Below are 23,050 nucleotides of genomic sequence, written 5' to 3' on the forward strand. Positions count from 1 at the left end.
ATATAGAGTTAATTTGCGCTTTTTTACATGACCAATGAATCAGAAACAATATGAGAGATGTGATAGCAAGGATGCAATAAGTTAGATCTGCCCATGGATAGTTCATGAAACAACCCTGCGTTGGTCCTATTGCTTCTTGAAAACCCCCCTTTCCTGTGATAAAATATAAAGTGATTTTTTGTACTTTTTTATCGATCAAAAAGCAGGAGGGAGGTCCGCCGCAGGTGTTACATGGAAAGAAACACTCGAATGACAGAGATAGAATGGCACAGAATTCAGAACATAGTGCGAAACAATTAAAAAACAGGCTTACTACTTCTATGATAGCTATTTTTCTATTGCTCCTTGCTTCGCTTGCAGCGACGTATGCCTGGTATATTTATAATACAAACCGTCACACGACAAACGTTAAGATGGCAGCCGGTACGGGAGTGAACCTGCAGATTAGTAATACATATGATGGGGATTACAGTTCAGCTACTGTGCTGGCAAAGTTCCCGGGGCAGCTGGTACCGGTATCAACGAATCGGATCAGCGGGGGATTTCAGAAGGTTACGTTATTTAAAAATGGAGGACAAGGTCAGGCACCGCTTGTTACGGATACTTTTACAGGCGGACAGACAAGTGATTATTACCATACAAAGCTTTTCCTTCGAACGACAGGTGGTACAACCGATATTTATTTGTCGGATATTGGATTTGAGGACAGTGACGAAGAGAATCCGATTTCTTCGGCAATCCGAGTTGGATTGGTCGTGCATCATCCGGGAGAAGATCAGCCGCCGGATTCGGAATACATTTTCGAAATCAGTGATAAGAAGAATCCACAGGCACAGTATAATACAGATGATGGAGAAGAGGGGTATGTACTGGATAGTTCCAAAAGGGATGGATCAACAGTTCTGCCGAAACTATATACGTCAGATGCGTATTGCAATTATAATAAAAGCACCGGTGAGGTGACATTGAAGCAGAACTCGAAAAAAATCTGTACCGTGTCCGGTGACGGCGAAGGAAAGGCAGGGCGTTCTGTGGAAGTAGAGGTGTATATCTGGCTTGAGGGATGTGACGAGGACTGTACGGGTAATCTGTCTGGTACGACGTTACAGAATCTGGCATTATCATTTGCCGGAATTGTCAGATAACAGAAAATAAAATGAAAAGGCAGGTGGGGACTTGTGGCAAAAGAGCAGAAAAAAGAAGAAAATTTAGAGGAAAAGCAGGATGTCAGACAACTGAGACATTCATTTAGAATGGCAATCGCAGGTTTGCTTCTTTTGGTTCTTGTGGCAACGGGTACAACATACGCCTGGTTCTCACTGTCTGGAAGGGCATCGACTTATGTCACTCCGATGGGAGGAACAATCAGCGAAGGGACAACATCTCTTTTGATTTCAAAAAATGTCTCCGGCCCATTTGATAAGACTTGTGAATTGGCATACGTAGGAAACCCGGATTCGCTAAAACCGGTATCGACAGCAGATTTATCTCATTTTTATAAAGCAACCGCGCAGGACAAAGAGGGAATAGCGGTATTTTATCGCAATGCGGATGACGTTGTGGATGCACAGACATTACACGGAACAGTCTATTTACAATGCCTGAATGCACCATGTGATGTGTATTTTAATAAAGAGCAGTTAAAGCTTGGAACAGATGCGCAGGCGCTTGCAGCAATGAGATTTGGTGTGAAGATTACAGCAAAAGAGGGTACGAAGACATACATTTTTAAGTTAGATGAACTGGGAGCTACGGGAAATGCACAGTCGCAAAAGACGATTCCGGGCAGCGCACAAGTCGTATCTGCGGTAAATGGAAGTGGATTGCCGGAGTATGTAAGTGATCCGTCTATCGGTCTTTCTGATTATATGGCAAATGCAGGAAACAGTGACAATGATTTTAAGGCGGGGACGACCAGACTGATAAGGCTTGAGAAGGATGAAGTGGCATCGGTGGAGTACTGGCTTTATCTGGAAGGATGCGATGAACAGTGCATCAATGAGGTGCAGAGTAAAACATCGGATATCCAGCTTGCATTTGCAGGTGTGGAAGTGGAATAATCTTGCCGGAAGAACCGACAAGCATGGATAGAAAAAGAGGATGAGAAAAAGAAGGTGAGGCAGGATGAAAAAAACTTTCCGAACCTGGTTTTGGGCAGTAACTACATTATTTGCAGTATTGGCATTTACATTTGCGACACTTGCATGGTTTACGGCGAATCGTGCTGTGCAGACGAATACTGATACAGCCAGAACCGGGGATGAGACGTTGGAGCTACAGATCAGCAGCAGTGGTGGAAGTAGTTTTAAGAGTGTAGAGACAGCACAAATCACGCAGGTAAATCAGACAAATTCAGAATTTCTGTTACCTGTGTCCACGGCTGATTTGAACAGCTTTGTATATGCACCATTTACCAAAGATGGTAAGGCTTCTGCTTTTAAAAAGGTGGACGATGAGGCAAATTATTATCATGGCCGGGTGTATTTGCGGGCAGAAGGAGAGGGCTGGCCGGATGGCAGCAGGATGAATCTGTATCTGGACCAAAGTGATGGGCTTTTGGGAGATGCGGCAGATGGATATTTGTTAAATGCATCCAGACTTGGCTTGATTTTTGGCGGAGACACTTCGAATCCGATCATTTTACGACTAAGTGAGTCAGAGAATCCGGAAAATGCTCAAGTGTATAATACAGAAGTAAATGGAAAATTACTAGGCAAGAACCAGGTTCTGGGTTATAATGAAAATGGCGTGTTTGCTACGACTGACCCATCAGTATTGGTCAGTGATTATACGATCAGTTTTACAAACAATCAGATGACTCTACCAAAGAGCGCGCTGCTTAGTATGGAATTTGGGAAAATCTATGCAGTAGACATTTATTTTTATCTGGAAGGCTGTGATCCGGATTGTTCGGAGAGTGTTCAGTTTAATGAAGCAAATCTTCATCTTGCATTCTATGGTGTACTTGACCAGAAGGAGGGCAATTGATGAGTAGGACAAAAAAAGAAGAAAACCAGGCAGTCAGAAACCGGTTATACACATCCATTTTGCTTGTGCTGCTGGCTCTTGCAGCAATTACAGCAGCGACAGTTGCCTGGTTTTCCATTGCAGATAAGACAAAGGTTAAGTCGATGAGTCTGGATATTGAGTCAGATGTGGATCTGAGGATGGATCTGGATGCACATGATTATTTTGAACAATATGTAAAGAAGCTTTCATTTGAATCAATCGCACAGAGGATGCAAAGTGAGAAAGGGTTTGATATGCAGACGACTCCGCTGGAGCCGGTCACGACAGCAGATCAGAATATATTTACATATGAGAATGGAACGGAAGTACCGGATACGAAGGGTGCATATTTGACATTTACGTTACATTTTATGGCAGAAAAAGATATGATCGTCCATCTGAACAGTGCAGATAGCAGTGATGGCGCAGGGGATGGGACGAATATCAGTTCAAGTAATGCAGAACTTCCGGAAGCAATGAGGATTTCTTTTACAGCGGATGGACAGACCTGGATTTATGATCAGGGTATGGGAGATACGCTTTCCACTTCCGCTGCAGCGACTACGTTTGGACTTCCTTCTATGGGAAGCACAAGAATTAACAGTAATAACGCAATGTTTTCATTAAAGAAGAATACCGATAAGCCGGTTCTTGTCCATATATGGATGGAAGGTACAGACCCGGCATGTACAGACAGTCTGAAATCCGCAGACTACGCAATTCGGATGCGATTTACGGGTGAAACTACAGAAACTATAAACACGAGGGAGAAATAAGTATGAAGACACTAAAACGAATAGGCACAATTGTGATCAGTGTGATTCTATGGGCAATCATTTTGCTCGCTGCACTGTATGCATTTACAACAATGGCGACAAAGGATGACCAGAGTGTATCAAGAATTCTTGGATATACACCGATGACTGTTGAGTCGGATTCTATGAAACCAACATTTTGCAAAGGCGATTTGATTTTCATAAAAAAATGTGATACTTCAAAGTTAAAAGAAGGAGATATCATCACATTTCACACAATTATTGATAATCAGTATGCACTCAACACTCACCGTATCCAGAAGATTGACGAGGTCAACGGTGTCAGAAGCTACACCACGATTGGTGATAACAACAACGGTGTTGCCGACCAGCATGTGATTTCCGATGGAGATATTGTTGGTAAATATGTCGGACACATTTCTAACCTTGGTAAAGTTATGAATTTCCTTTCAAGCAGTATGGGATTCTTAATCGTAATCGTGTTACCGATGCTTCTGTTCTTTATTTATCAGGTATATAACCTGATTATGATCAGTATTCGTCTGAAAAAAGCGATTGCGGTAGAGAATGCGGAAGAACTTGCAAAAGCAGGATTAAATAAAGCAGATGTTGAGCAGGCTGCGAAGGATAAAGATGAGGCACAGGCAGCGCTTGAAGAGGCGAAGAGACTGAGAGAAGAAGCAGAAGCGATTCGCGCAAAAGCAGAAAAAGAGCTTGAGAAAGCGAAGCAGGATGAAGATAAGAACGGGGAGGAATAAAGAACCGTGAGTGAATTTTTAAAGTTTGCGTATGAAGTGTTGTCCCAGGTTGTATACAACCTTGTAACCTGGGTTGCAGCATTTATCAGATTGTTTATAACAGGATGGGTTCAATATTTCCTGATATTTAAAACCTATTTTCCAACATTGAATATTCTCGCTAAGATTTTATCCGTACTTTTGATGCTTTTATTACTGGCGATTCCGGTAGTGATCATCATACTTCTGATTCGCCGTATGATTTTGCATCACCAGTTAAAAGCAGACAGTACAGACAATGCAACATTGTATCGGGAGATTGGAAGACTGAACAAACAGGTGTTAGATTTGATGGAAGAGAAGAATAACATTCTGGCATTGAAGGTAAATGCGATGGGTGGTGTGGAGCGTATTCCATATATGGGTGCCTCTGCATTGACGGAGGATACGATTCCGAGTCTGGAGAATGTTACCGGAAATGAAATTCCATCCGGAAGGGCGATGGAGGCAATGGTAGAAAATACGGATCCAAACAAGGCACCTCTTGTGCGTGCAGTGATAGAGGGAAAGGAAGATACAAATGTAGCACATCGTTTCCCGAAGCTTTCGCTTGTGGATGTAAAATATAAGGATTTTCAGCCACCACAGTATGACAACGAGATTTCGCTTCAGGAATTTACAGAAGGGTATCGTATGTTTGCAGCAAGCCAGATGGGGCTTTATTATACACCGGAGATTGTCAGAAGATTTGTTGCTGGCATGGCAGCAAGTAAGCTGTTGATTTTGGAAGGTATTTCCGGTACCGGTAAAACAAGTCTTCCATATTCATTTAGTCGTTATATGGATAACCCGGCAACCATTATTTCCGTGCAGCCGTCATTTCGTGACCGTTCCGAATTGTTGGGTTATTTTAATGAATTTTCAAAGAAATTTAACGAGACAGAGTTTTTGAGGGCTTTGTATGAAGCAAACTACAATCAGACTCCGACATTGATCGTGTTAGATGAGATGAACCTTGCACGTATTGAGTATTATTTTGCAGAAATGTTATCTGTTCTGGAAATGCCGAGCAAGGATGAATGGATTCTGGATCTTGTACCGACAGCCTGGAAGGGTGATCCTTATAAAATGGATAACGGTAAAATTCATGTGGCAGACTCTACGTGGTTTATCGGTACTGCGAATAATGATGATTCGACATTTACAATCACGGATAAAGTATATGACCGTGCAATGCCGATTGAGTTGAATGAAAGAGCCGATGAATTTGAATGTGAGATGTATCCGTCCTCTTTTGCTTTCTGGAACATCTGGAATATATGTTCCAGAAAGCAAAAGAGGACTATCCAATCAGTGAGGAACTGATGGAGAAGATGCAGAAGCTGGATAGTTATCTGATCACAAGATTTAAGCTTGCCTTTGGAAACCGTATTATGAAGCAGTTATATGACTTTATCCCGGTTTATGTTGCATGTGGCGGTACAGAATTGGGTGGTATGGATTACATTATCGCACGAAAAGTGCTCAAGAAATTTGAAAGTATGAATGTCAGCTTTGTAAGAGATGAGATTACAGGTCTGATCAGTTATATAGATAAGACATTTGGTGAAGACGGAATGCCGGATAGTAAAGAATACTTAAGACGCATTCAGAACTTGTATTAATTATATTGAAGAGTAAGGAAATGGGTGAAGATGGCGGATACGATTAATGAATTATATTCGAAATACACAGAAGGCGTAGGGTATGCTCTCGAGGAGGATAAATATTTCCAATACCTGTTTGAAATGATACAGGCCGGGGACAATACTCTGGAACAGAAAAACCGAATATTGCATAAGGTTGTAGATGAGCGCTGGCTTACAGTAGTAGAAGAAGGAATAGAAGCCATTTTCAATATTGTGGACAAGCCACGCCGTTTTATTACAACTTCAGAGGAAGTTGTGCCGGTTGCACTTGCAAAGAAAATTACGTCAGACAGTGTTCGGCATTTAAGCCAGAATACACAGTATATTACGACAAATGAAGCCGGCGACATTATGCCGACAAAGATTTTAAATGTAACAACAGAAGAAAGCTATGACTTATATGAGAATCGTTTCGTGTATCATCTGATTCAGCGTTTGTTTGCGTTTGTAGACAAACGAACAGATGTAATCTTCTGGTCGACAGGAGATGAGACTTGCAATGTAATGAGCATGGAAAGCAAGGTTGACGATGCATATGAAGAGATTTCATATAAAGTTGAGATGACGATAAAAAATCGTCAGAGTCTTGTAGAAAATGACAATGACAACATGGACATATTCAAGCGTATCGACCGTGTGCGCAGAATGTCCAGAGTTTTACGCACCAGTTCATTTTGCGATATTATGAATGGCTGTTCCAGAGTACATAGTCCGATCCAGCGAACAAACTTGATGATGAAAGACCCGGATTATCGTACTTGTTATAAATTATGGCAGTTCATCGAAGGATATGATGAAGTCGGATATACCATTGAAGAGCAGGATTCTACATTACAGTTCGATGAAGAATATTTGTTACAGATGTATATCAATATGATTACAAATTATACAGTGTTCAAGAGTCTTCTTGTATCTGATCCGCGCAAGATGAGTGAGATTGAGACAAAGAAACGTGAGCCTGTAAAACCAAAGTTTGTAAAAGAAATCAAAGAAGAAATTGTAGAAGATCGCAATATTCCGGATGTAGAGATACGCAGAGTATTTGTAGAAGAAGTGACTCAGGCACAGCTCGATGCAGAGGAAAAATTAAAAGAAGAGACCGAGAAGAGAGAAGAATTGGAAAATTCTGTTTCGGAACTTCAATTTCAGATGGAGTCATTGAATCAGCAATTGGAATATTTAGATCAGATCAGAGCGCAATTAGAAGAACAGCAGGCAGAATTAGAGCAACAGCATTCAGAAGAAATGGCGGCTTATGAGAAACAGCTTGCGGATGAAAAACAAGCACGGGTCGAGGCACAAGAGGCTGTAGAGCAGGCACAGACAGAAGCCAGAATGATGGCTGAGACGGTGCAGCGTGAGGCGGCGGAGGAAGTTGCGGCAGAGCGGAAAAAGGCGGCAGAAGAGGTTGCGGAAGCACAGAGAAAAGCAACAGAAGAAGTTGCAGAAGCGCAGCATGAGGCGGCGGAGAAAATTGCGGAAGCACAGGAAAAAGCAGCAGAGGAAGTTGCAGTAATTCAGAGAGAGTCAGATGCAAGCGTGTCTGCAATAAAGGAAGAAGCCCAGAATCAGCTTGCAAAAGCCCAGAAAATTGCAGAAGAGAAGATTGCAGAAGCGCAGGAAAAAGCTGCCGGAGAAGTTGTAGAAGCTAAGGAAAATGCGGCAAATGAAATTGCAGCAATTCAGAGAGAGTCAGATGCAAGCGTGTCTGCAATAAAGGAAGAAGCTCAGAATCAGCTCGCAAAAGCCCAAAAAATTGCAGAAGAAAAGATTGCAGAAGCGAAGAAAAATGCGGCAGAAGAAGTTGCGGCAGCGCAGAGAAAAGCGGCCGAGGAAATTGCGGAAGAGCAGCGTGAGGCGGCAGAGAAAATTGCGGAAGTTAAGGAAAATGCTCGAAAAGAAGTAAAGGCGGCTAAGGAAGAAGTAAAAGCAGTTAAGGAAGAAATGAAGGCAGCTAAGAAAGCAACACAAAAAGAAATCGAGTCAATTAAGAAAGTAACTGAAAAACAGGTGAAAGCAGCACAGAAAGCAAAAGAAAAAGCGGAAGATAAAGCAGAAGCCAACAGTCTGTCACATTATATTGTTCAAGCACTTCAGGAACGCAAGGAGCGTAAGAATACAAAAAATGACGGAGAAGATAAATGATAAAAAAGATAGTTTTTGGCATTATTAATGTTTTTTCAGTATTGATCATTATTGCAGCAGTTTTTGTGTTGTGTACAGTAATTTTTACAAAATCAGGAGAAGCTCCTTCGGTGTTTGGCTATACGGCTCTGCGGGTAACTACAGGAAGTATGAAACCAACATATGATGTTGATACGTTGATTGTTGTAAAAAAAGTTAATCCTGAAACAATAAAGGTAAATGATGTAATTTCATTTTATTCGCAGGACCCTGTACTTGATGGAGCAGTGAACACACATCGCGTAGTGGAAATTCTGGAGGAAGAGCAAGGACGAGTATTTGTTACCAAAGGTGACAATAACAATGTAACAGATGCATATAATGTCGAAAGCGAATACCTGATAGGAAAGGTAGTTGCTTCTTCAATAGTTGTAGGAAAAATTTCGCGTCTGGTTGCGAACCCACTGATATTCATTCCAATCATATTGATTCCTCTTGCACTTATTCTAATTAGCAATTTGGTTGGAACTGTCCATATGGCTAAAAAGATAGCAAAGGAAGAGGAAGAAGAAGCTATACGAGAAGCAATTCGAAAAATTAAAGAAAAGCAGCAATGAGAGCCATTTAGGAAGCCAATTAGGGATGGGGTTTTCTGGCTCTTTGGACTTTGCGAATAAAAAATTGGGAAGGTGAAAAAATTCACTTTCCCAATTTTTTATATCTATCTACAGAAAAAAGCCGGAAAACCCCGTCCCTAATTGGCCTCCTGGTTCAGTAGCTTTTCGATGACGGAAATATCTTCCTCTAATTCATCAGCAATTAGTTCAAGCGATTTCCCCTTAGCAAGTTTTGCTTTAATTTTTTGTGTTAATAAATCTTGTTGTCCTTTTTCAATTCCCTGCTCGATACCCTGTTCAATCCCTTGTTCGATACCCTGCTCAATACCTTTTTCAATACCAGCCTCCATTCCAGCCTGAAATTCTGCTCTGCGAAGTTTTTTCTCTTCCAATTCTTTGTCATATTCAAAAATACTCATATTGATTACCTCAGCTCGGTTAGATGATAAAAAATCGCGTAAAATATTTTCGTTTATGCATTCTGTTACTGCCTTTTCTACAGCCTCTTCCAATGATAATTCGTTAGAAGAGACATATTTACGCACTCGTGCTACATACTGAGCATATTCCTTGAGTGTTTGACATTGCTCCATCAGGGCCTTATTATGACCATCATTTACATTTAATACAGTTACGCGTAATTCCAAATCAGGATCTTCTGTCGGACATTCGTAAGCAGAAGATAATCGGAATTCAGTTAAATCATTAATCTCTTTTGTCCCATTATAAAAAACTATAAATTTTGGAGCAGGTATCTTTTGAATCGTGGATGAATATAAGGATTGTTGAACCACCATCTTTTGATATTCATTTGAAATATAGAATAAATCTCGCAATGGCATGTTGGGATTATAGGTCGACTGGTGCTCATACAGATACAAATTCATATCCATAATAAAAGCCAGATCGTTTTTCATCCCCAGATAGATTGCATTTTCCAAAGTTACTACCTGCAAAGCAGATGCATCGGTGTAATTTTTCTTGTTCATTGCATTGTAAAGTGAAAGCAGGTTGTTTCTGTCTTTGAACAACATACGAAAGATAGTATCTTTGTACTTACGGTTCACTTTCCTTTGTCGAGAATGCAATGAGTACTTGTGGTTTCTTTGTGCCTTCTTGTGTTTTGCCATATTTAATTTTCCTCCTTTTTACAGGAGACAATCTAAATCTAATATTTCATTCGGCCTCCTGCTTTTATGTGTGATTGATATAAAAGCATAGACTTTTGAAATGTAATTAGAAAATAGATAGTGATATGCACCTTAGATTCATAAGAAATATGCTTTGTTATAGTGTAACATGAATGGGGAAGAGAGTGCAAGAACCATTTAGGAGCCATTTGGGGACGGGGTTTTCCGGCTCTTTGGACTTTGAAAAATAAAAAAATTGGGAAGGTGAAAAAATTCACTTTCCCAATTTTTTATATCTATCTACAGAAAAAAGCCGGAAAACCCCGTCCCCAAATGGCCGGAAAACCCCGTCCCCAAATGGCTCTCAATTCCCTCTTGACTATTATGTAAAACAAGACTATAATAACTAACATGACTTACATTTTATCACGTTAAAGCGTAACGATTTAAAGCGTAGTGCTTTAAAGCAACAGTTACAAAACAATATAGGAGGAATGGGTATTATGAAAGCAAAAAAAATAGCAGCGGTTATGTTAGCCGCAACAATGACATTATCATTGGCAGCATGTGGAGGTAGCTCTTCATCAGATTCAAAGAGTGCAGATGGCGCATCAGATTCTGGAAAAGTATACAAGATCGGTATTTGCCAGCAGCTAGAGCATGAGGCTCTTGACCAGGCTACAAAGGGATTTGAGGATGCCTGTGAAGAAAAATTTGGAAAAGATAACGTAACATTTGATTTACAGAATGGACAGGGCGAGCAGGCAAACTGTGCAACAATTGCAAATAATTTTGTCGCTGATAATGTGGATTTGATCATGGCAAATGCAACTACAGCACTCCAGTGTTCAGCAGCCGCAACAAGTGATATTCCGATTCTTGGAACATCAATCACAGATTATGCAACAGCTCTGGATATTTCTGATTGGACAGGAGCAACAGGAATGAACATTTCAGGTACAAGTGATTTAGCTCCGATCGATAAGCAGGAAGAGATGCTTACAGAATTAGTACCGGATGCAAAGACAGTTGGTATTTTATATTGTTCAGCAGAGCCTAATTCAGCATATCAGGCAAACTTATTTGCAGAAGCACTGAAGAAGGATGGAATTACATGTAAAGAATATACAGCAGCAGATTCGAATGAGATTCAGTCAGTTGTAACATCAGCAGTAGCTGAGTGTGATGCACTTTATATTCCTACAGATAATACAATGGCAGCAAACACAGAGATTATCAACAACATTTGTCTCCCGGCAAAAATTCCTGTAATTGCAGGTGAGCAGGGAATCTGTTCTGGATGCGGTATTGCAACATTATCTATCAGTTACTATGATATCGGATACAAAGCCGGCGAGATGGCATATGATATTTTGGTAAATGGTGCCGACATTACAACAATGGAGATTGAGACAGCACCAAACGTAACAAAGATGTACAATCCGACAATTTGTGAAGGACTTGGAATTACAGTTCCAGATGAATATGAAGCAATAGAAGAATAGAGGATTTAATTATGGAAATTTATCTGGCAAGCCTAAATCCGATGACTCTGGTACGTGCCCTTCCTGGTAACGTTGCTCAGGGAATCATTTGGGGAATTATGGCACTTGGGGTATATATTACATTTCGTATTTTAGATTTTGCAGATCTTACGGTGGATGGTTCACTTGCAACCGGCGGAGCAGTAGCAGTTATGCTGATCCGCGGGGGCATGAACCCGGCAATTGCACTTATATTTGCATTTTTAGCAGGAATGGCAGCGGGATTTGTGACTGGAATTTTACATACAGTATTTGGCATTCCGGGAATTCTGGCAAGTATTTTGACACAGATCGGATTATATTCTGTAAATCTTGGGATTATGGGAAAATCAAATCAGGCGATCAATGTGCTTCAATACAAACTGGTTGCATCTCTCCGATATGTTACAGGAGAAGGAAGCGGATTTTTCTTTGTCAAACTGATTCTGGCAGCAATTGTGCTGATTGCAATTATTTACTGGTTTTTCGGAACAGAACTTGGAGCTGCTATCCGTGCTACCGGATGTAATCCACAGATGGCAAGTGCACAGGGAATCAACACATCATTTAATAAAGTTCTTGCACTTATGATTTCCAATGGACTTGTAGGTCTCTGTGGTGGAATTTATGCACAGTATCAGGGTGCAGCCGATGTAAATATGGGACGTGGAGCAATCGTAATCGGACTTGCAGCAGTTATTATCAGCGAAGTTATTTTCGGAAAATTCTGTGCAGGAAAGAAAATTGCATTTGCACTTACATTAGGAGCGGTATTTATCGGAGCAATTATTTATTACATCGTAATTGCATTTGTATTATGGCTGAAGATGCCATCAGATTATATGAAACTGTTCTCAGCAGTTGTGGTTGCATGTTTCCTGGCAGTTCCTTATATGAAAGAAAAATATTTCAAGAAACGGAGGACTGCATAATGAGTTATATGTTAGAAATCCAGAATATACATAAAACATTTAATGCAGGAACAATCAATGAAAAGGTCGCATTAAATGGAGTAAATCTCAATCTGAATCCGGGAGATTTTGTTACGATCATCGGTGGTAACGGAGCCGGAAAATCGACAACATTGAATGCAATCGCAGGTGTGTGGGGTGTTGACAAGGGCAAGATTATTATTGATGGAGTAGATATTACAAAGCTTTCTGAACACAAAAGAGCAAAATTTTTAGGTCGTGTATTTCAGGACCCGATGACAGGCACGGCAGCGACAATGTCAATTGAAGAAAATATGGCGATTGCCGCAAGACGAGGACAGAGTCGTGGGCTTGGCTGGGGAATTACTAAAAAAGAGCGAGAAGAGTTCAGAGAAAAACTCAAAGAATTAGATCTTGGCTTGGAAGACAGACTGAGCAGTAAAGTAGGTCTTTTGTCCGGTGGACAAAGACAGGCAATCACACTTTTGATGGCTTCTTTAAAGAAACCGAAGCTGTTGCTTTTAGATGAACATACAGCGGCATTGGACCCAAAGACAGCGGCAAAGGTACTTGCGTTGTCAGATCAGATCATCAAGGAAAATAAACTGACAGCCATGATGGTTACACATAATATGAAGGATGCCATTAATCATGGTAACAGACTGATCATGATGCATGAAGGAAAAGTAATCTATGATGTATCAGGAGAGGAAAAGAAAAATCTGAAAGTGGCAGATCTTCTGAAAAAATTTGAAGAAGTCAGCGGTGGAGAATTTGCAAATGACCGCATGATGTTAGCAAAATAGTAGTATGAAAAATATATAAGGGAAATGAAAAACACAGGGGATAGAAATTCTACCTCCTGTGTTTTCCATTTTTAATCCATCTTTACTTTGTGGAAGCTTATCGCAAAGTAAATAATTTCTACAATTGATGTCAATACCCATGAGAAGAAATACAATAAATACAAAGATGGTATTGTGTGGAAATGGGCAAATATTGTATAGATCCAGACAACACGGAACACGCAGGAACCGATGATTACGAGTATAGTCGGAACGATTGTTTTGCCGATTCCGCGGGATGCGGCAATAGAGCCATCCATAAATGCACTGATGCAGTATGCAAACCACATGATCTTAATTCGCTGAAGTCCGGCACTTATTACATCTGGATTTGTAGCGAATAAGGATAAAAATTGTCTTCCAAACAGGAGCAGTAAAATACCGAATATGGCACCGGCAGCAAATGCATAAAAGACACTGATGAAATAACTTTGCAGCATACGTTTTTTATTTTTCGCCCCATAATTCTGACTGATAAAGCTTGAACCGGCAATGTAAAACGCGTACATCAGGTTGAAAACTAGGGTATCAGCGTTGATCGCAGCAGAGTTTCCGGATACGGTAACGGCATCAAAAGAGTTTAGACCGGTCTGTACGAACAGATTTGCCAGTGCAAAAATCGCATTTTGAATACCGGCAGGAATACCGAGTATTAATACAGCAAGGCTTGCCTTCTTATGAAAACGAAGCTTAGAAGGATGTAATTTACATTCGTCATTGCGTCGTAATAAATTAATGATGATCAATGCGGCAGAAACATACTGTGCGATTGCACTTGCAAGTGCAACTCCCTCTGCTGCCATATGGAAATAAATAACAAAAATGAGGTTTAAAATGACATTCAATACCCCGGCGATAGAGAGGTAAAGCAATGGCTTAGTTGTATCTCCGCGGGCACTTAATACACCGTTACCAAAGTTATAAATTGCCATGGCAGGCATACCAAGTGAATAAATTTTCATATATAATACAGCACCATCTATCAATTCATCCTTTGTGTTCAACAGATGAAGAATATTTTCCGAAAAGAGAATACAGATGGTACAGATGATCAGTCCGACCGCCAGACATACAAGTAAAGAAGTATGAATGGTTTTGGTAATGTTATCCTGATTTCCTGCTCCAAGTTCATGAGCTGTTCGTACATTTACACCGGCGCCCATGCCAATCAGAAAACCGGTAAACAGTGTGACTAAAAGAGTAGTAGAACCAACCGAACCAAGAGCCTGATAGCTGGAAAACCGGCCAACGATCGCTACGTCACTTAAATTAAATAAAACCTCCAATATCTGAGAAAACATCAGCGGAAGACTGAATAAAAAAATGTTCTTCCATAAAGATCCGCTGGTCATCTCAATTGTGCGGGAAAACCCCCTTTTTTTCTTCTCCATAATTATGTCCCCCATCAATATAGAAATAATCCGGAATCTGTGAACCGGATCAAAGAAAAATTCCCAAAATAAAAGCAATAGACCTCTTCGGTATTGCTAAATTTTATCGTAAATGTTTTACTAATATTTGTCAACTGTTATAAGGAAATCTCTGAAAGGTTATTTTTCTACTTATAAATAAGTAGAAAAGCAACTGATTACAGATTTTGTATCTTGAAAAAAGCCTGTAATAATCGTATACTATGAAAAGGCTTTGATAGAGCCTAGTATGAGAGAAATGTAGAGGAGGATATACAAATGAAAAGTAACAGCAGTATCAAAACAGTTGTAGCGGTAGGTATCGGTGCAGCACTATTCTTTGTACTTGGACGTTTTGTAGCAATTCCAAGTCCTGTGCCGAATACTAATATCAGTCTTCAGTATGCAGTACTTGCGCTTTTAGCTGCAATGTACGGACCGGTTGCCGGTGGACTGATCGGATTCATCGGTCACACATTGATTGACCTGTCATGGGGAGGAAGCCCATGGTGGAGCTGGGTTATCACATCAGCATTTGTAGGTGTAGTGATTGGAATCTTTGCTAAGAAATTAAAAGTAGAAGATGGAGATTTCGGAAAAGGCAAGATGACTATTTTCGTTCTGGCTAATGTAATTGCACATGTAGTTGGATGGGTAGTTGTAGCACCTGTACTTGATATCTTGATCTATGCAGAACCGGCAAACAAAGTATTTGCTCAGGGTGTATTTGCAGCAATCTCTAATACAATTACAGGTGTAATTGTTGGAGGACTTTTGATCCTGGCTTATACAAAGACAATCGCAAAGAAAGGATCTTTGGATCAGGAATAAGATTTTTTTGAAAAAAAGACTTACAGCTGTCATTTCTTGTGGTAGAATAACTATCATATGAAATGACAGCTATATTTAGTTCATAGGAAAGAGGATCATGAATGATAAACGAGAATTCTCCGATTATTTCTTTTAAGAATTATTCTTTTCAGTATCGTGCACAGAAAAAACCGACACTGAAAGGAATTAATCTAGATATATATCCCGGTGAGCGTGTGTTGATCGCAGGACCTTCCGGGTGTGGAAAAAGTACATTGGCCGGATGTATTAACGGGTTAAATCCATATTCGAATCCAGGAAAATGTGAGGGTTCACTGGAGGTGAATGGAGTAGATGCCACCAAGAGCAGTATCTTTGAATTATCTGCCCATGTCGGAACTGTGCTGCAGGACCCGGATGGTCAGTTTATAGGTTTGACAGTTGGCGAAGATATCGCATTTGCATTGGAAAACAGTTGTACACCGCAGGATGAGATGCATTTCATTACAAAACATGTGGCAGAACTGGTAGGGATTGAGCATCATTTGGATTATGCTCCGCATGAATTGTCCGGCGGACAAAAGCAACGAGTAAGTCTGGCCGGAGTTATGGTGGATCAGGTGAAGATTTTGCTGTTTGATGAGCCGCTTGCAAGTCTTGATCCGGCGACAGGAAAGCAGACCATCGAATTGATTGATGAAATCCAGCAGAAAACAGATACAACAGTATTGATTATCGAACATCGTCTAGAAGATGTGCTCTGGCGAGATGTAGACCGCATTATATTAATGAATGACGGACAGATTCTGGCAGATTTATCTCCGGATGAATTACTTGCGTCTAATTTACTGATCGAGAATGGGATTCGTGAGCCGTTGTATGTTACTGCTATGCGTTATGCAGGAATTGAAATAACCGCACAGAAGAAAGCATCTCACGTAGATTCGGTAATATTAGATGAGGAAGATACAAAAAAACTCAATCAATGGTTTGAGTCACATCCGGTATTAAAAAATAATGATAAAAAAGAAGCATTGTTGGAAGTGAAGAATTTGGAGTTTGGATATGTGAAAGGGCAGAAGATATTAAGTGATGTCAGTCTATCCATTTCCAAAGGAGAGATGGTAAGTATTGTTGGGAAGAATGGTGCCGGAAAATCAACATTTTCAAAATTGATATGTGGTTTTGAAACACCGGATTCTGGTGAGATTCTGTTTAAAGGAAAGGACTTGTTGCAAGAGAACATCCGACATCGTGCAAAATATATCGGGTATGTAATGCAGAACCCAAATCAGATGATATCGAAGACGATGATTTTTGAGGAAGTGGCGTTGAGCTTACAGAATCAAGGATTGAGTCAGGAAGAAATCAAAGAAAAGGTCGAAGCAACCTTGAAAATATGTGGGTTGTATCCATTCCGTAACTGGCCGGTTTCTGCACTTAGCTTTGGACAGAAGAAACGTGTGACAATCGCAAGTGTGCTGGTACAAGATCCGGAACTTATTATTTTAGATGAACCGACAGCAGGACAGGATTTCCGTCATTATACAGAAATTATGGAGTTCTTAAGAAAGCTAAACGAACAGGGTGTAACGATCATTATGATCACACATGATATGCATCTGATGCTGGAATATACGCCAAGGGCAGTGGTATTTGCAGATGGTAAGATGATCGCAGACCGCAGTGCGGCAGAAGTGCTGTGTGACCCGGAGCTGATAGGTCATGCAGCTTTAAAGGAGACGAGCTTATTTACACTGGCTAACCGATGCGGTATTGTACCGCCGGAAGAATTTGTAGAATGCTTTATAGAAGAAGACCGGGAGGTAAGAAAACATGGCTGCTAAAACTGTATTAAATTATCTGCCGAGAAAAAGTGTCATACATCGGTTGACCGGAACAACAAAGCTTGCATTCTTCTTACTGTTTACATTTGCGAGTATGATTACATATAATACGTGGGTATTGTTAGGATTATTTGCAGTGAGTATTGTGGCATTTCGATTGAGTAAGATCAAGTTGAAAGAAGTGCGATTTATGATGGTCTTTATGTTGATATTCCTGCTTTTGAACAATTTGTTTATATTTTTATTTGATCCAAATCAGGGAACAACGTTATATGGTACACGACATGTATTATGTCATTTGTTCTGGAGATATGATCTGACAGCAGAGCAATTGTTTTACATGTTGAATATTTCTTTGAAATATTTCGTGGCATTACCGGTTGCAATATTATTTATCTCTGCAACAAATCCAAGTGAATTTGCGGCAAGTCTTAACAGCATCGGGGTTTCCTATAAGGTGGGTTATTCGGTTGCGATAGCATTGCGTTATATTCCGGATATTCAGAGAGATTATCACAGTATCAGTCAGGCACAGCAGGCAAGAGGTGTAGAGCTTGGAAAGAATGAGCGCTTTTTTGCAAGATTAAAAAATTCAGTAAGTATTTTATTACCATTGATTCTGACAAGCCTGAATCGAATCGATACGATTTCAAATGCGATGGAATTGCGCGGATTTGGAAAGAACCCAAAACGAACCTGGTATATGAAACGTCCATTTGCAAAGGCAGATTTTGCAGTGATAGGATTTGGGGTTGTGCTTTTGGTGATAAGCCTGAGTGTGACGATAAAGTGGGGAAGATTTTATAATCCATTTATTGCTGTCTGACAAATAGATTGGTTTGCAAGGAAGAGAAGACAAGAAAGATAGGATAGTAAGAGAACGATGAATTGGAAGGAATTTGAACAGAGATTCCCGATACAATTGAATACCCAGCAAAAAGAAGCGGTACAGAGCGTGGATGGTCCTGTACTGCTTCTTGCTGTACCGGGGTCCGGGAAGACTACCGTGCTGGTGACCCGATTGGGATATATGGTGTATTGTAAGGGGATTGATCCAAGTAAGATATTAACAGTTACTTATACGGTTGCGGCAACAAAGGATATGGCGAAACGTTTTGCAGGTTATTTTGGAAATGATATGGCAGAGCGTTTAGAGTTTCGGACGATTAATGGGATATGTGCGAAAATCATTCAATATTATGGGAAGGTAGTTGGCAGGACAGCGTTTGAACTGGTCAGGGATGAAAAGATGACGGCAGGGCTGTTATCTAAAATTTATCAGCAGGTTCAACATGAATTTGCGACAGAGAGTGATTTGAAAAATGTCCGTACACTTATTACATATATTAAAAACATGATGTTGAGTGAAGAAGAAATTCTTAAGCTGGATGAAAAAGAGGAAATGAAAATTTCGGTTATTTATAAGGAATACTGCAGGCAGCTTCGGGAACATCATCTGATGGATTATGATGACCAGATGGTATACGCATATACAATGCTTCGTAAATTCCCTCAATTACTGGAACATTTTCAAAATTTATATCCTTATATTTGTGTGGATGAAGCACAAGATACATCGAAAATCCAGCATGCGATTGTTGCGTTGCTTGCTTCTAAAACGGAAAATTTGTTTATGGTCGGAGATGAGGATCAAAGTATTTATGGATTTCGTGCGGCATATCCGGAAGCGTTGTTGTCATTTGAAAAGAATCACGCGAATGCAAGGGTGCTGTTGATGGAAGATAACTTCCGCTCGAATGCCAGTATTGTTGAGGCAGCAGACCAATTTATCCAGAAAAATACATTGCGTCATGAAAAGCATATGCGGGCAACAAAGGAAAGAATGGAAGAAATTAAAGAGATTTCTCTAAAAAGCAGGAAAGCCCAGTACAGTTATCTTATGAAAGTTGCGGATGGTTGTACAACGCAAACAGCAGTGTTGTATCGGGATAATGAATGTATTTTACCATTGGTTGATCTGCTGGAGCGAAATAACATTCCATATCAGATGAGAAATGCAGAACTGACATTTTTTTCGCACAGAACAGTTTTAGATGTTGTGAACATTATGAAATTAGCGTTGAATCCGAAAGATACGGAAGCATTTTTGCAGGTATATTATAAGATCGGTACATATCTTCGTAAGCAGGAGGCTATGAGGATAGCGGAAATTAGTGAGGAAAAGGATTTGCCGGTGCTTGATGTGGCGGCAGATTATCAAGGTTTGAGCGGACATGTTATAGGATGCGTCAAATCAGTGCGGACGCATTTGCAAAATATGCTGCAGGAAAGTGGAGATAAAGCGGTCAATCGAATTTCACAATATATGGGATATCGTGAATATTTGAATCGAATCGGGGTAAGCGACAGCAAACTGGAAATTTTACGGATGCTGGGAGCCGGAGAAGAATCGCCCGAGCGGCTTGTAAAACGTCTGGAAGAATTAAAATCTATCATTTTGGAAAAACAATCGGATGCACAGTGTCCATTTATTCTTTCTACGATACATGCAAGCAAAGGGTTAGAATATGAGCACGTGTATCTGATTGATGTGGTGGATGGAATTTTGCCGGAGCAGGCTTTACAAAATCCGAAGCGGGCTTCGAAGGAAGAATTGCAGACTTACGAGGAAGAACGCCGCTTATTTTATGTCGGTGTTACAAGGGCAAAACAACAACTGACACTGTTTACAACAAACAGGGAAAGTTCATTTTGCAGGGAAATATTAGGGAAAACATTTATTCAAAAGAATAGCACGAAAGTAGTTTCCGCTAATAAAATATTTTCTCAGGCAAATCCATATGCACAGAATACAAAATCAAGGATGAAGCCAACGACGGCTGAAGAATATAAGAAGTTTAAAGAACAGCTTGGAGCAGGTGTACTCGTGAAACATAAAAAGTTTGGTGATGGGGTTGTCGTCTCAATGGATGAAGAGCGCGTACAGATTTTGTTTGGGGAAAAGCTGAGAAATCTGGATATGCGTATGTTAATACAAGGAGGATTTTTAGAAGTGCATTAGTGAAAATATGCCTTCTTAAAATACTTCTTTTACGATTTAACATACATTTAACATAAATTTGATTTATCTTGCATACGTATTACATACAATTAACTCGCATGAAACAAGAAAATAATATTTGAAATAATGTGAGGAATTGGTATGAATGAGAAGTTACAGATTGTATTTGGGCTTGTAGGTGGTCTTGCAATATTTATCTACGGCATGAATATGATGAGTGAATGTCTGCAAAAAGCGGCAGGCGAGAAGATGAAAAGTATTTTGGCACTGTTGACAAGAAATCCAGTTTTAGGAGTGTTGGCAGGAGCAATCACAACTGCAGTTTTGCAGAGCAGTAGTGCGACAACGGTTATGGCGATTGGCTTTGTAAGTGCAGGATTGATGAGCCTGCCACAGGCAATTTCCATTATTTTCGGTGCGAATATCGGAACGACAATGACGGCACAGATTATTGCATTTAAAATTACAGATTATATTTACATTATCATATTTATCGGTTTTATCATTTCTTTTGTGGCGAAGTCAGAAAAGGTAAAAAGTATCGGACAGACGATATTTGCCTTCGGTCTGTTGTTCCTTGGAATTGAAACGATGGGAGATGTTATGAAGCCACTGGCATCTAGCCCGGTATTTACAGATTTGATCGCGAAAGTATCAAATATGCCGGTACTTGGAGTTGCGGTCGGTACATTGATGACTCTGGTAGTACAGAGCAGTAGTGCAACAATCGCAGTATTACAGAATTTTGCAGCTCAGGCCGGACCGGATGGTGTGACAAGTATATTAGGATTGACAGGAGCAATCCCGATTCTTCTTGGAGATAATATCGGAACAACGATCACAGCACTTTTAGCCAGCATCGGACAGAATAAGGATGCGAAACGTACAGCTGTAGCACACTGTATTTTTAATGTATCAGGATGTCTGCTGTTTATCTGGTTTATAAAACCATTTGCAGCACTGATTCAGTATATTTCACCGAAAGGACCGGAAATCGAAGTGATTTCCCGACAGATTGCAAATTCACATACAGTATTTAATATTACAATGACTTTGATCTGGGTATGTCTGATTAATGTAATGGTAAAGATTGTTATGACTTTAATCCCGGATGGAAAGGCAGTTGCAGTAGATCCGGCAAAGCCATTGTATTTGGATGAAAAGATGACAAATCAGCCAACAGCAGCACTTCAGCTTGTGGCAAAAGAGATTTTACATATCAGCGATATAGTGAAGGATGCGGTAAGTAATACGATTGAAATAGTTAAAACAGAAGATATCAGTCAATTGGAAGGCTTGCTTGAGAAGGGAAAAAATATCAAAGCATTGACGGAAAAAACAACCGAATATCTGGCACTTTTATTCTCTTCCGGAACAATGACAGAGCAGCAGGCAGCTCAGACAGCGAGCTTAATGTATATTTTAAGTGATGTGGAACGTATGGGAAGCTTAAGTGTGGAAATTGCAAAATGTATCCAGGAGAAGGAACAAAATAATTATAAATATACGCCGGAAGCAATGGATGAATTACAGAAGAGTCTAAGAACACTGGAAAAAATGTTTATTGATTCAATGAAGGCATTGCAGGGAGATAAATCGGTCCAGATAGATAAAATGGTTAAGCGGAAAGATAAGATCATGGATTTGGATATTAAGATGAGAAAGGCGCATCTGCAACGTGTAAATAAAGGAAAATGTAAAGCAAGTCTGACAGCACCATTCACAAATATTCTTCATCTGATCGACCGTATGGGAAACAGCTGCTTAAATCTTGCGGATGTAGCAGCAAATGAAATCAGCCTGAGTTATTTTATGACAGTGAATTAGAAGACAACATTTTTAAAATGTTGCCTGAAATCTAAATTCACCATTTTGGGCAAAGAAACCATAGATACCTGAATATTTATTTACGACAGAAATCATGCTTTGTACACCGAAGCCATGTCCGACTTTGTGTGAAACAGGAATATCATTTTCAAAAGCAGGTTCTTCTTCGTAGCTGTTTGCAAGGTTGATACATAATTGTTCATTTTTTTCATAGAGTTTCAGATTGATATAACGACCTTCCGGATATGTGATTTGTGTACACGCATGAATCGCATTTTCCAGAGCATTTGAAAGCAAGCTGCAAAGGTCTGTAATCTGAAATCTTGAAAAATCAGTTGCAGTTACGAAAATAGTAGTTTGGATTTGAAGTGCCTGTGCTTTTTCAATATAGGAAGAGAGAATCAGATTGACAGATTCATTTTCACAGTATTTTTGGATTGCACCAGACTGCAATGTTGTACAGATTTCGTTAATGTAAGAGAGGGCTTCTTCAGTTTTTTGTTCTTGAATACAGTTTTGAATAAAGTTCATATGGTGTTTTAAATCATGACGATAGATTGCGGCCTGCTTTTTGGAATCAGAAAGCTGCGCAATCTCTTTTTTTGCCTGTATAGAAACGGTAGTGAGAAGTAAATTTTCACGCTCGGTACGGCTTCGCTGGCTTGCGTATTCAATCGTGAGCATCGAGAGAATAAAATATTTTTTCTGTGTTGAAGCAGAGCTGTTTTCAAACAAAGAAAACAATGTTATAATG

Annotated in this window: 20 protein-coding genes; 17 read left to right on the forward strand and 3 right to left on the reverse strand. The window is 40.0% G+C overall.

Translation table 11 applies throughout. The annotated features are described in order from the left end of the window. The first annotated feature begins 224 nt into the window (after window positions 1–224). From LQE94_RS15365 to LQE94_RS15405, 9 genes are all read left to right on the forward strand, one after another. Entirely contained in the window at window positions 225–1,145 is a 921-nt protein-coding gene (locus tag LQE94_RS15365) for a hypothetical protein (RefSeq protein ID WP_240578103.1), read from the forward strand. Window positions 1,146–1,178: 33 nt separating this feature from the next. After that, a complete protein-coding gene (locus tag LQE94_RS15370; RefSeq protein WP_240578104.1) occupies window positions 1,179–2,060 on the forward strand; it encodes a hypothetical protein in 882 nt (293 codons plus the stop codon). Window positions 2,061–2,124: 64 nt separating this feature from the next. Further along, entirely contained in the window at window positions 2,125–2,988 is an 864-nt protein-coding gene (locus tag LQE94_RS15375; RefSeq protein ID WP_240578105.1) for a hypothetical protein, read from the forward strand. After that, window positions 2,988–3,785 (forward strand): hypothetical protein, encoded by a 798-nt coding sequence (locus tag LQE94_RS15380; RefSeq protein ID WP_240578106.1) that lies wholly within the window; start codon window positions 2,988–2,990, stop codon window positions 3,783–3,785. The genes LQE94_RS15375 and LQE94_RS15380 overlap by 1 nt, the downstream gene beginning before the upstream one ends. A 2-nt stretch (window positions 3,786–3,787) precedes the next feature. Beyond that, window positions 3,788–4,543: a signal peptidase I gene (locus tag LQE94_RS15385; RefSeq protein WP_118737383.1), complete on the forward strand. Its 756-nt coding sequence runs from the start codon at window positions 3,788–3,790 to the stop codon at window positions 4,541–4,543. Window positions 4,544–4,549: 6 nt separating this feature from the next. Continuing rightward, complete coding sequence (locus tag LQE94_RS15390; protein ID WP_240578107.1) at window positions 4,550–5,887, forward strand: hypothetical protein; 1,338 nt, start codon at window positions 4,550–4,552, stop codon at window positions 5,885–5,887. Next, complete coding sequence (locus LQE94_RS15395; protein ID WP_240578108.1) at window positions 5,842–6,186, forward strand: hypothetical protein; 345 nt, start codon at window positions 5,842–5,844, stop codon at window positions 6,184–6,186. Before LQE94_RS15390 ends, LQE94_RS15395 begins: the two co-directional genes overlap by 46 nt. Window positions 6,187–6,216: 30 nt before the next feature. Continuing rightward, window positions 6,217–8,355 carry a DUF2357 domain-containing protein gene (locus tag LQE94_RS15400; RefSeq protein WP_240578109.1) on the forward strand — a complete coding sequence of 713 codons (2,139 nt, stop codon included), beginning with the start codon at window positions 6,217–6,219 and terminating at the stop codon, window positions 8,353–8,355. Continuing rightward, window positions 8,352–8,951, forward strand: a complete 600-nt coding sequence (locus LQE94_RS15405) for a signal peptidase I (protein WP_240578110.1) — start codon at window positions 8,352–8,354, stop codon at window positions 8,949–8,951. Before LQE94_RS15400 ends, LQE94_RS15405 begins: the two co-directional genes overlap by 4 nt. Window positions 8,952–9,088: 137 nt before the next feature. On the opposite strand, the gene LQE94_RS15410 is transcribed toward LQE94_RS15405, so the two are convergent. Next, window positions 9,089–10,081 (reverse strand): hypothetical protein, encoded by a 993-nt coding sequence (locus LQE94_RS15410; protein ID WP_240578111.1) that lies wholly within the window; start codon window positions 10,079–10,081, stop codon window positions 9,089–9,091. 503 nt (window positions 10,082–10,584) lie between these two features. Between LQE94_RS15410 and LQE94_RS15415 the strand changes: the two genes are divergently transcribed. From LQE94_RS15415 to LQE94_RS15425, 3 genes are read left to right on the forward strand one after another with little or no spacing between them, the layout of a single operon-like run. Beyond that, on the forward strand, window positions 10,585–11,586 hold the full coding sequence (locus LQE94_RS15415; RefSeq protein ID WP_240578112.1) for an ABC transporter substrate-binding protein: 1,002 nt from the start codon (window positions 10,585–10,587) through the stop codon (window positions 11,584–11,586). Between the two features lie 11 nt (window positions 11,587–11,597). Further along, window positions 11,598–12,536, forward strand: a complete 939-nt coding sequence (locus LQE94_RS15420) for an ABC transporter permease (protein WP_240578113.1) — start codon at window positions 11,598–11,600, stop codon at window positions 12,534–12,536. Window positions 12,537–12,544: 8 nt separating this feature from the next. Continuing rightward, window positions 12,545–13,342 (forward strand): ABC transporter ATP-binding protein, encoded by a 798-nt coding sequence (locus LQE94_RS15425; protein ID WP_240578135.1) that lies wholly within the window; start codon window positions 12,545–12,547, stop codon window positions 13,340–13,342. A 71-nt stretch (window positions 13,343–13,413) separates the two neighbouring features. Here LQE94_RS15425 and LQE94_RS15430 read toward each other — a convergent pair whose 3' ends face one another. Next, window positions 13,414–14,772: an MATE family efflux transporter gene (locus LQE94_RS15430; protein ID WP_240578114.1), complete on the reverse strand. Its 1,359-nt coding sequence runs from the start codon at window positions 14,770–14,772 to the stop codon at window positions 13,414–13,416. A 297-nt stretch (window positions 14,773–15,069) separates the two neighbouring features. Here LQE94_RS15430 and LQE94_RS15435 point away from each other — a divergent pair, with 297 nt between their 5' ends. The 5 genes from LQE94_RS15435 (at window position 15,070) to LQE94_RS15455 (ending at window position 22,296) form a co-directional block, all read left to right on the forward strand. Continuing rightward, window positions 15,070–15,621 carry an ECF-type riboflavin transporter substrate-binding protein gene (locus LQE94_RS15435; RefSeq protein ID WP_022076162.1) on the forward strand — a complete coding sequence of 184 codons (552 nt, stop codon included), beginning with the start codon at window positions 15,070–15,072 and terminating at the stop codon, window positions 15,619–15,621. Between the two features lie 101 nt (window positions 15,622–15,722). After that, window positions 15,723–17,447: an ABC transporter ATP-binding protein gene (locus LQE94_RS15440; RefSeq protein ID WP_240578115.1), complete on the forward strand. Its 1,725-nt coding sequence runs from the start codon at window positions 15,723–15,725 to the stop codon at window positions 17,445–17,447. Continuing rightward, window positions 17,437–18,273: an energy-coupling factor transporter transmembrane component T family protein gene (locus LQE94_RS15445; RefSeq protein ID WP_240578116.1), complete on the forward strand. Its 837-nt coding sequence runs from the start codon at window positions 17,437–17,439 to the stop codon at window positions 18,271–18,273. Before LQE94_RS15440 ends, LQE94_RS15445 begins: the two co-directional genes overlap by 11 nt. A gap of 57 nt (window positions 18,274–18,330) precedes the next feature. Then, window positions 18,331–20,469 carry an ATP-dependent helicase gene (locus LQE94_RS15450; RefSeq protein ID WP_240578117.1) on the forward strand — a complete coding sequence of 713 codons (2,139 nt, stop codon included), beginning with the start codon at window positions 18,331–18,333 and terminating at the stop codon, window positions 20,467–20,469. Between the two features lie 141 nt (window positions 20,470–20,610). Further along, window positions 20,611–22,296 carry a Na/Pi cotransporter family protein gene (locus LQE94_RS15455; RefSeq protein ID WP_022076166.1) on the forward strand — a complete coding sequence of 562 codons (1,686 nt, stop codon included), beginning with the start codon at window positions 20,611–20,613 and terminating at the stop codon, window positions 22,294–22,296. Between the two features lie 12 nt (window positions 22,297–22,308). Here LQE94_RS15455 and LQE94_RS15460 read toward each other — a convergent pair whose 3' ends face one another. Continuing rightward, on the reverse strand, window positions 22,309–23,031 hold the full coding sequence (locus tag LQE94_RS15460) for a sensor histidine kinase (RefSeq protein ID WP_240578118.1): 723 nt from the start codon (window positions 23,029–23,031) through the stop codon (window positions 22,309–22,311). Window positions 23,032–23,050 lie beyond the last annotated feature (19 nt).

This window comes from Mediterraneibacter sp. NSJ-151 (assembly GCF_022487435.1).
Classification (GTDB): Bacteria; Bacillota; Clostridia; order Lachnospirales; family Lachnospiraceae; genus Schaedlerella; species Schaedlerella hominis.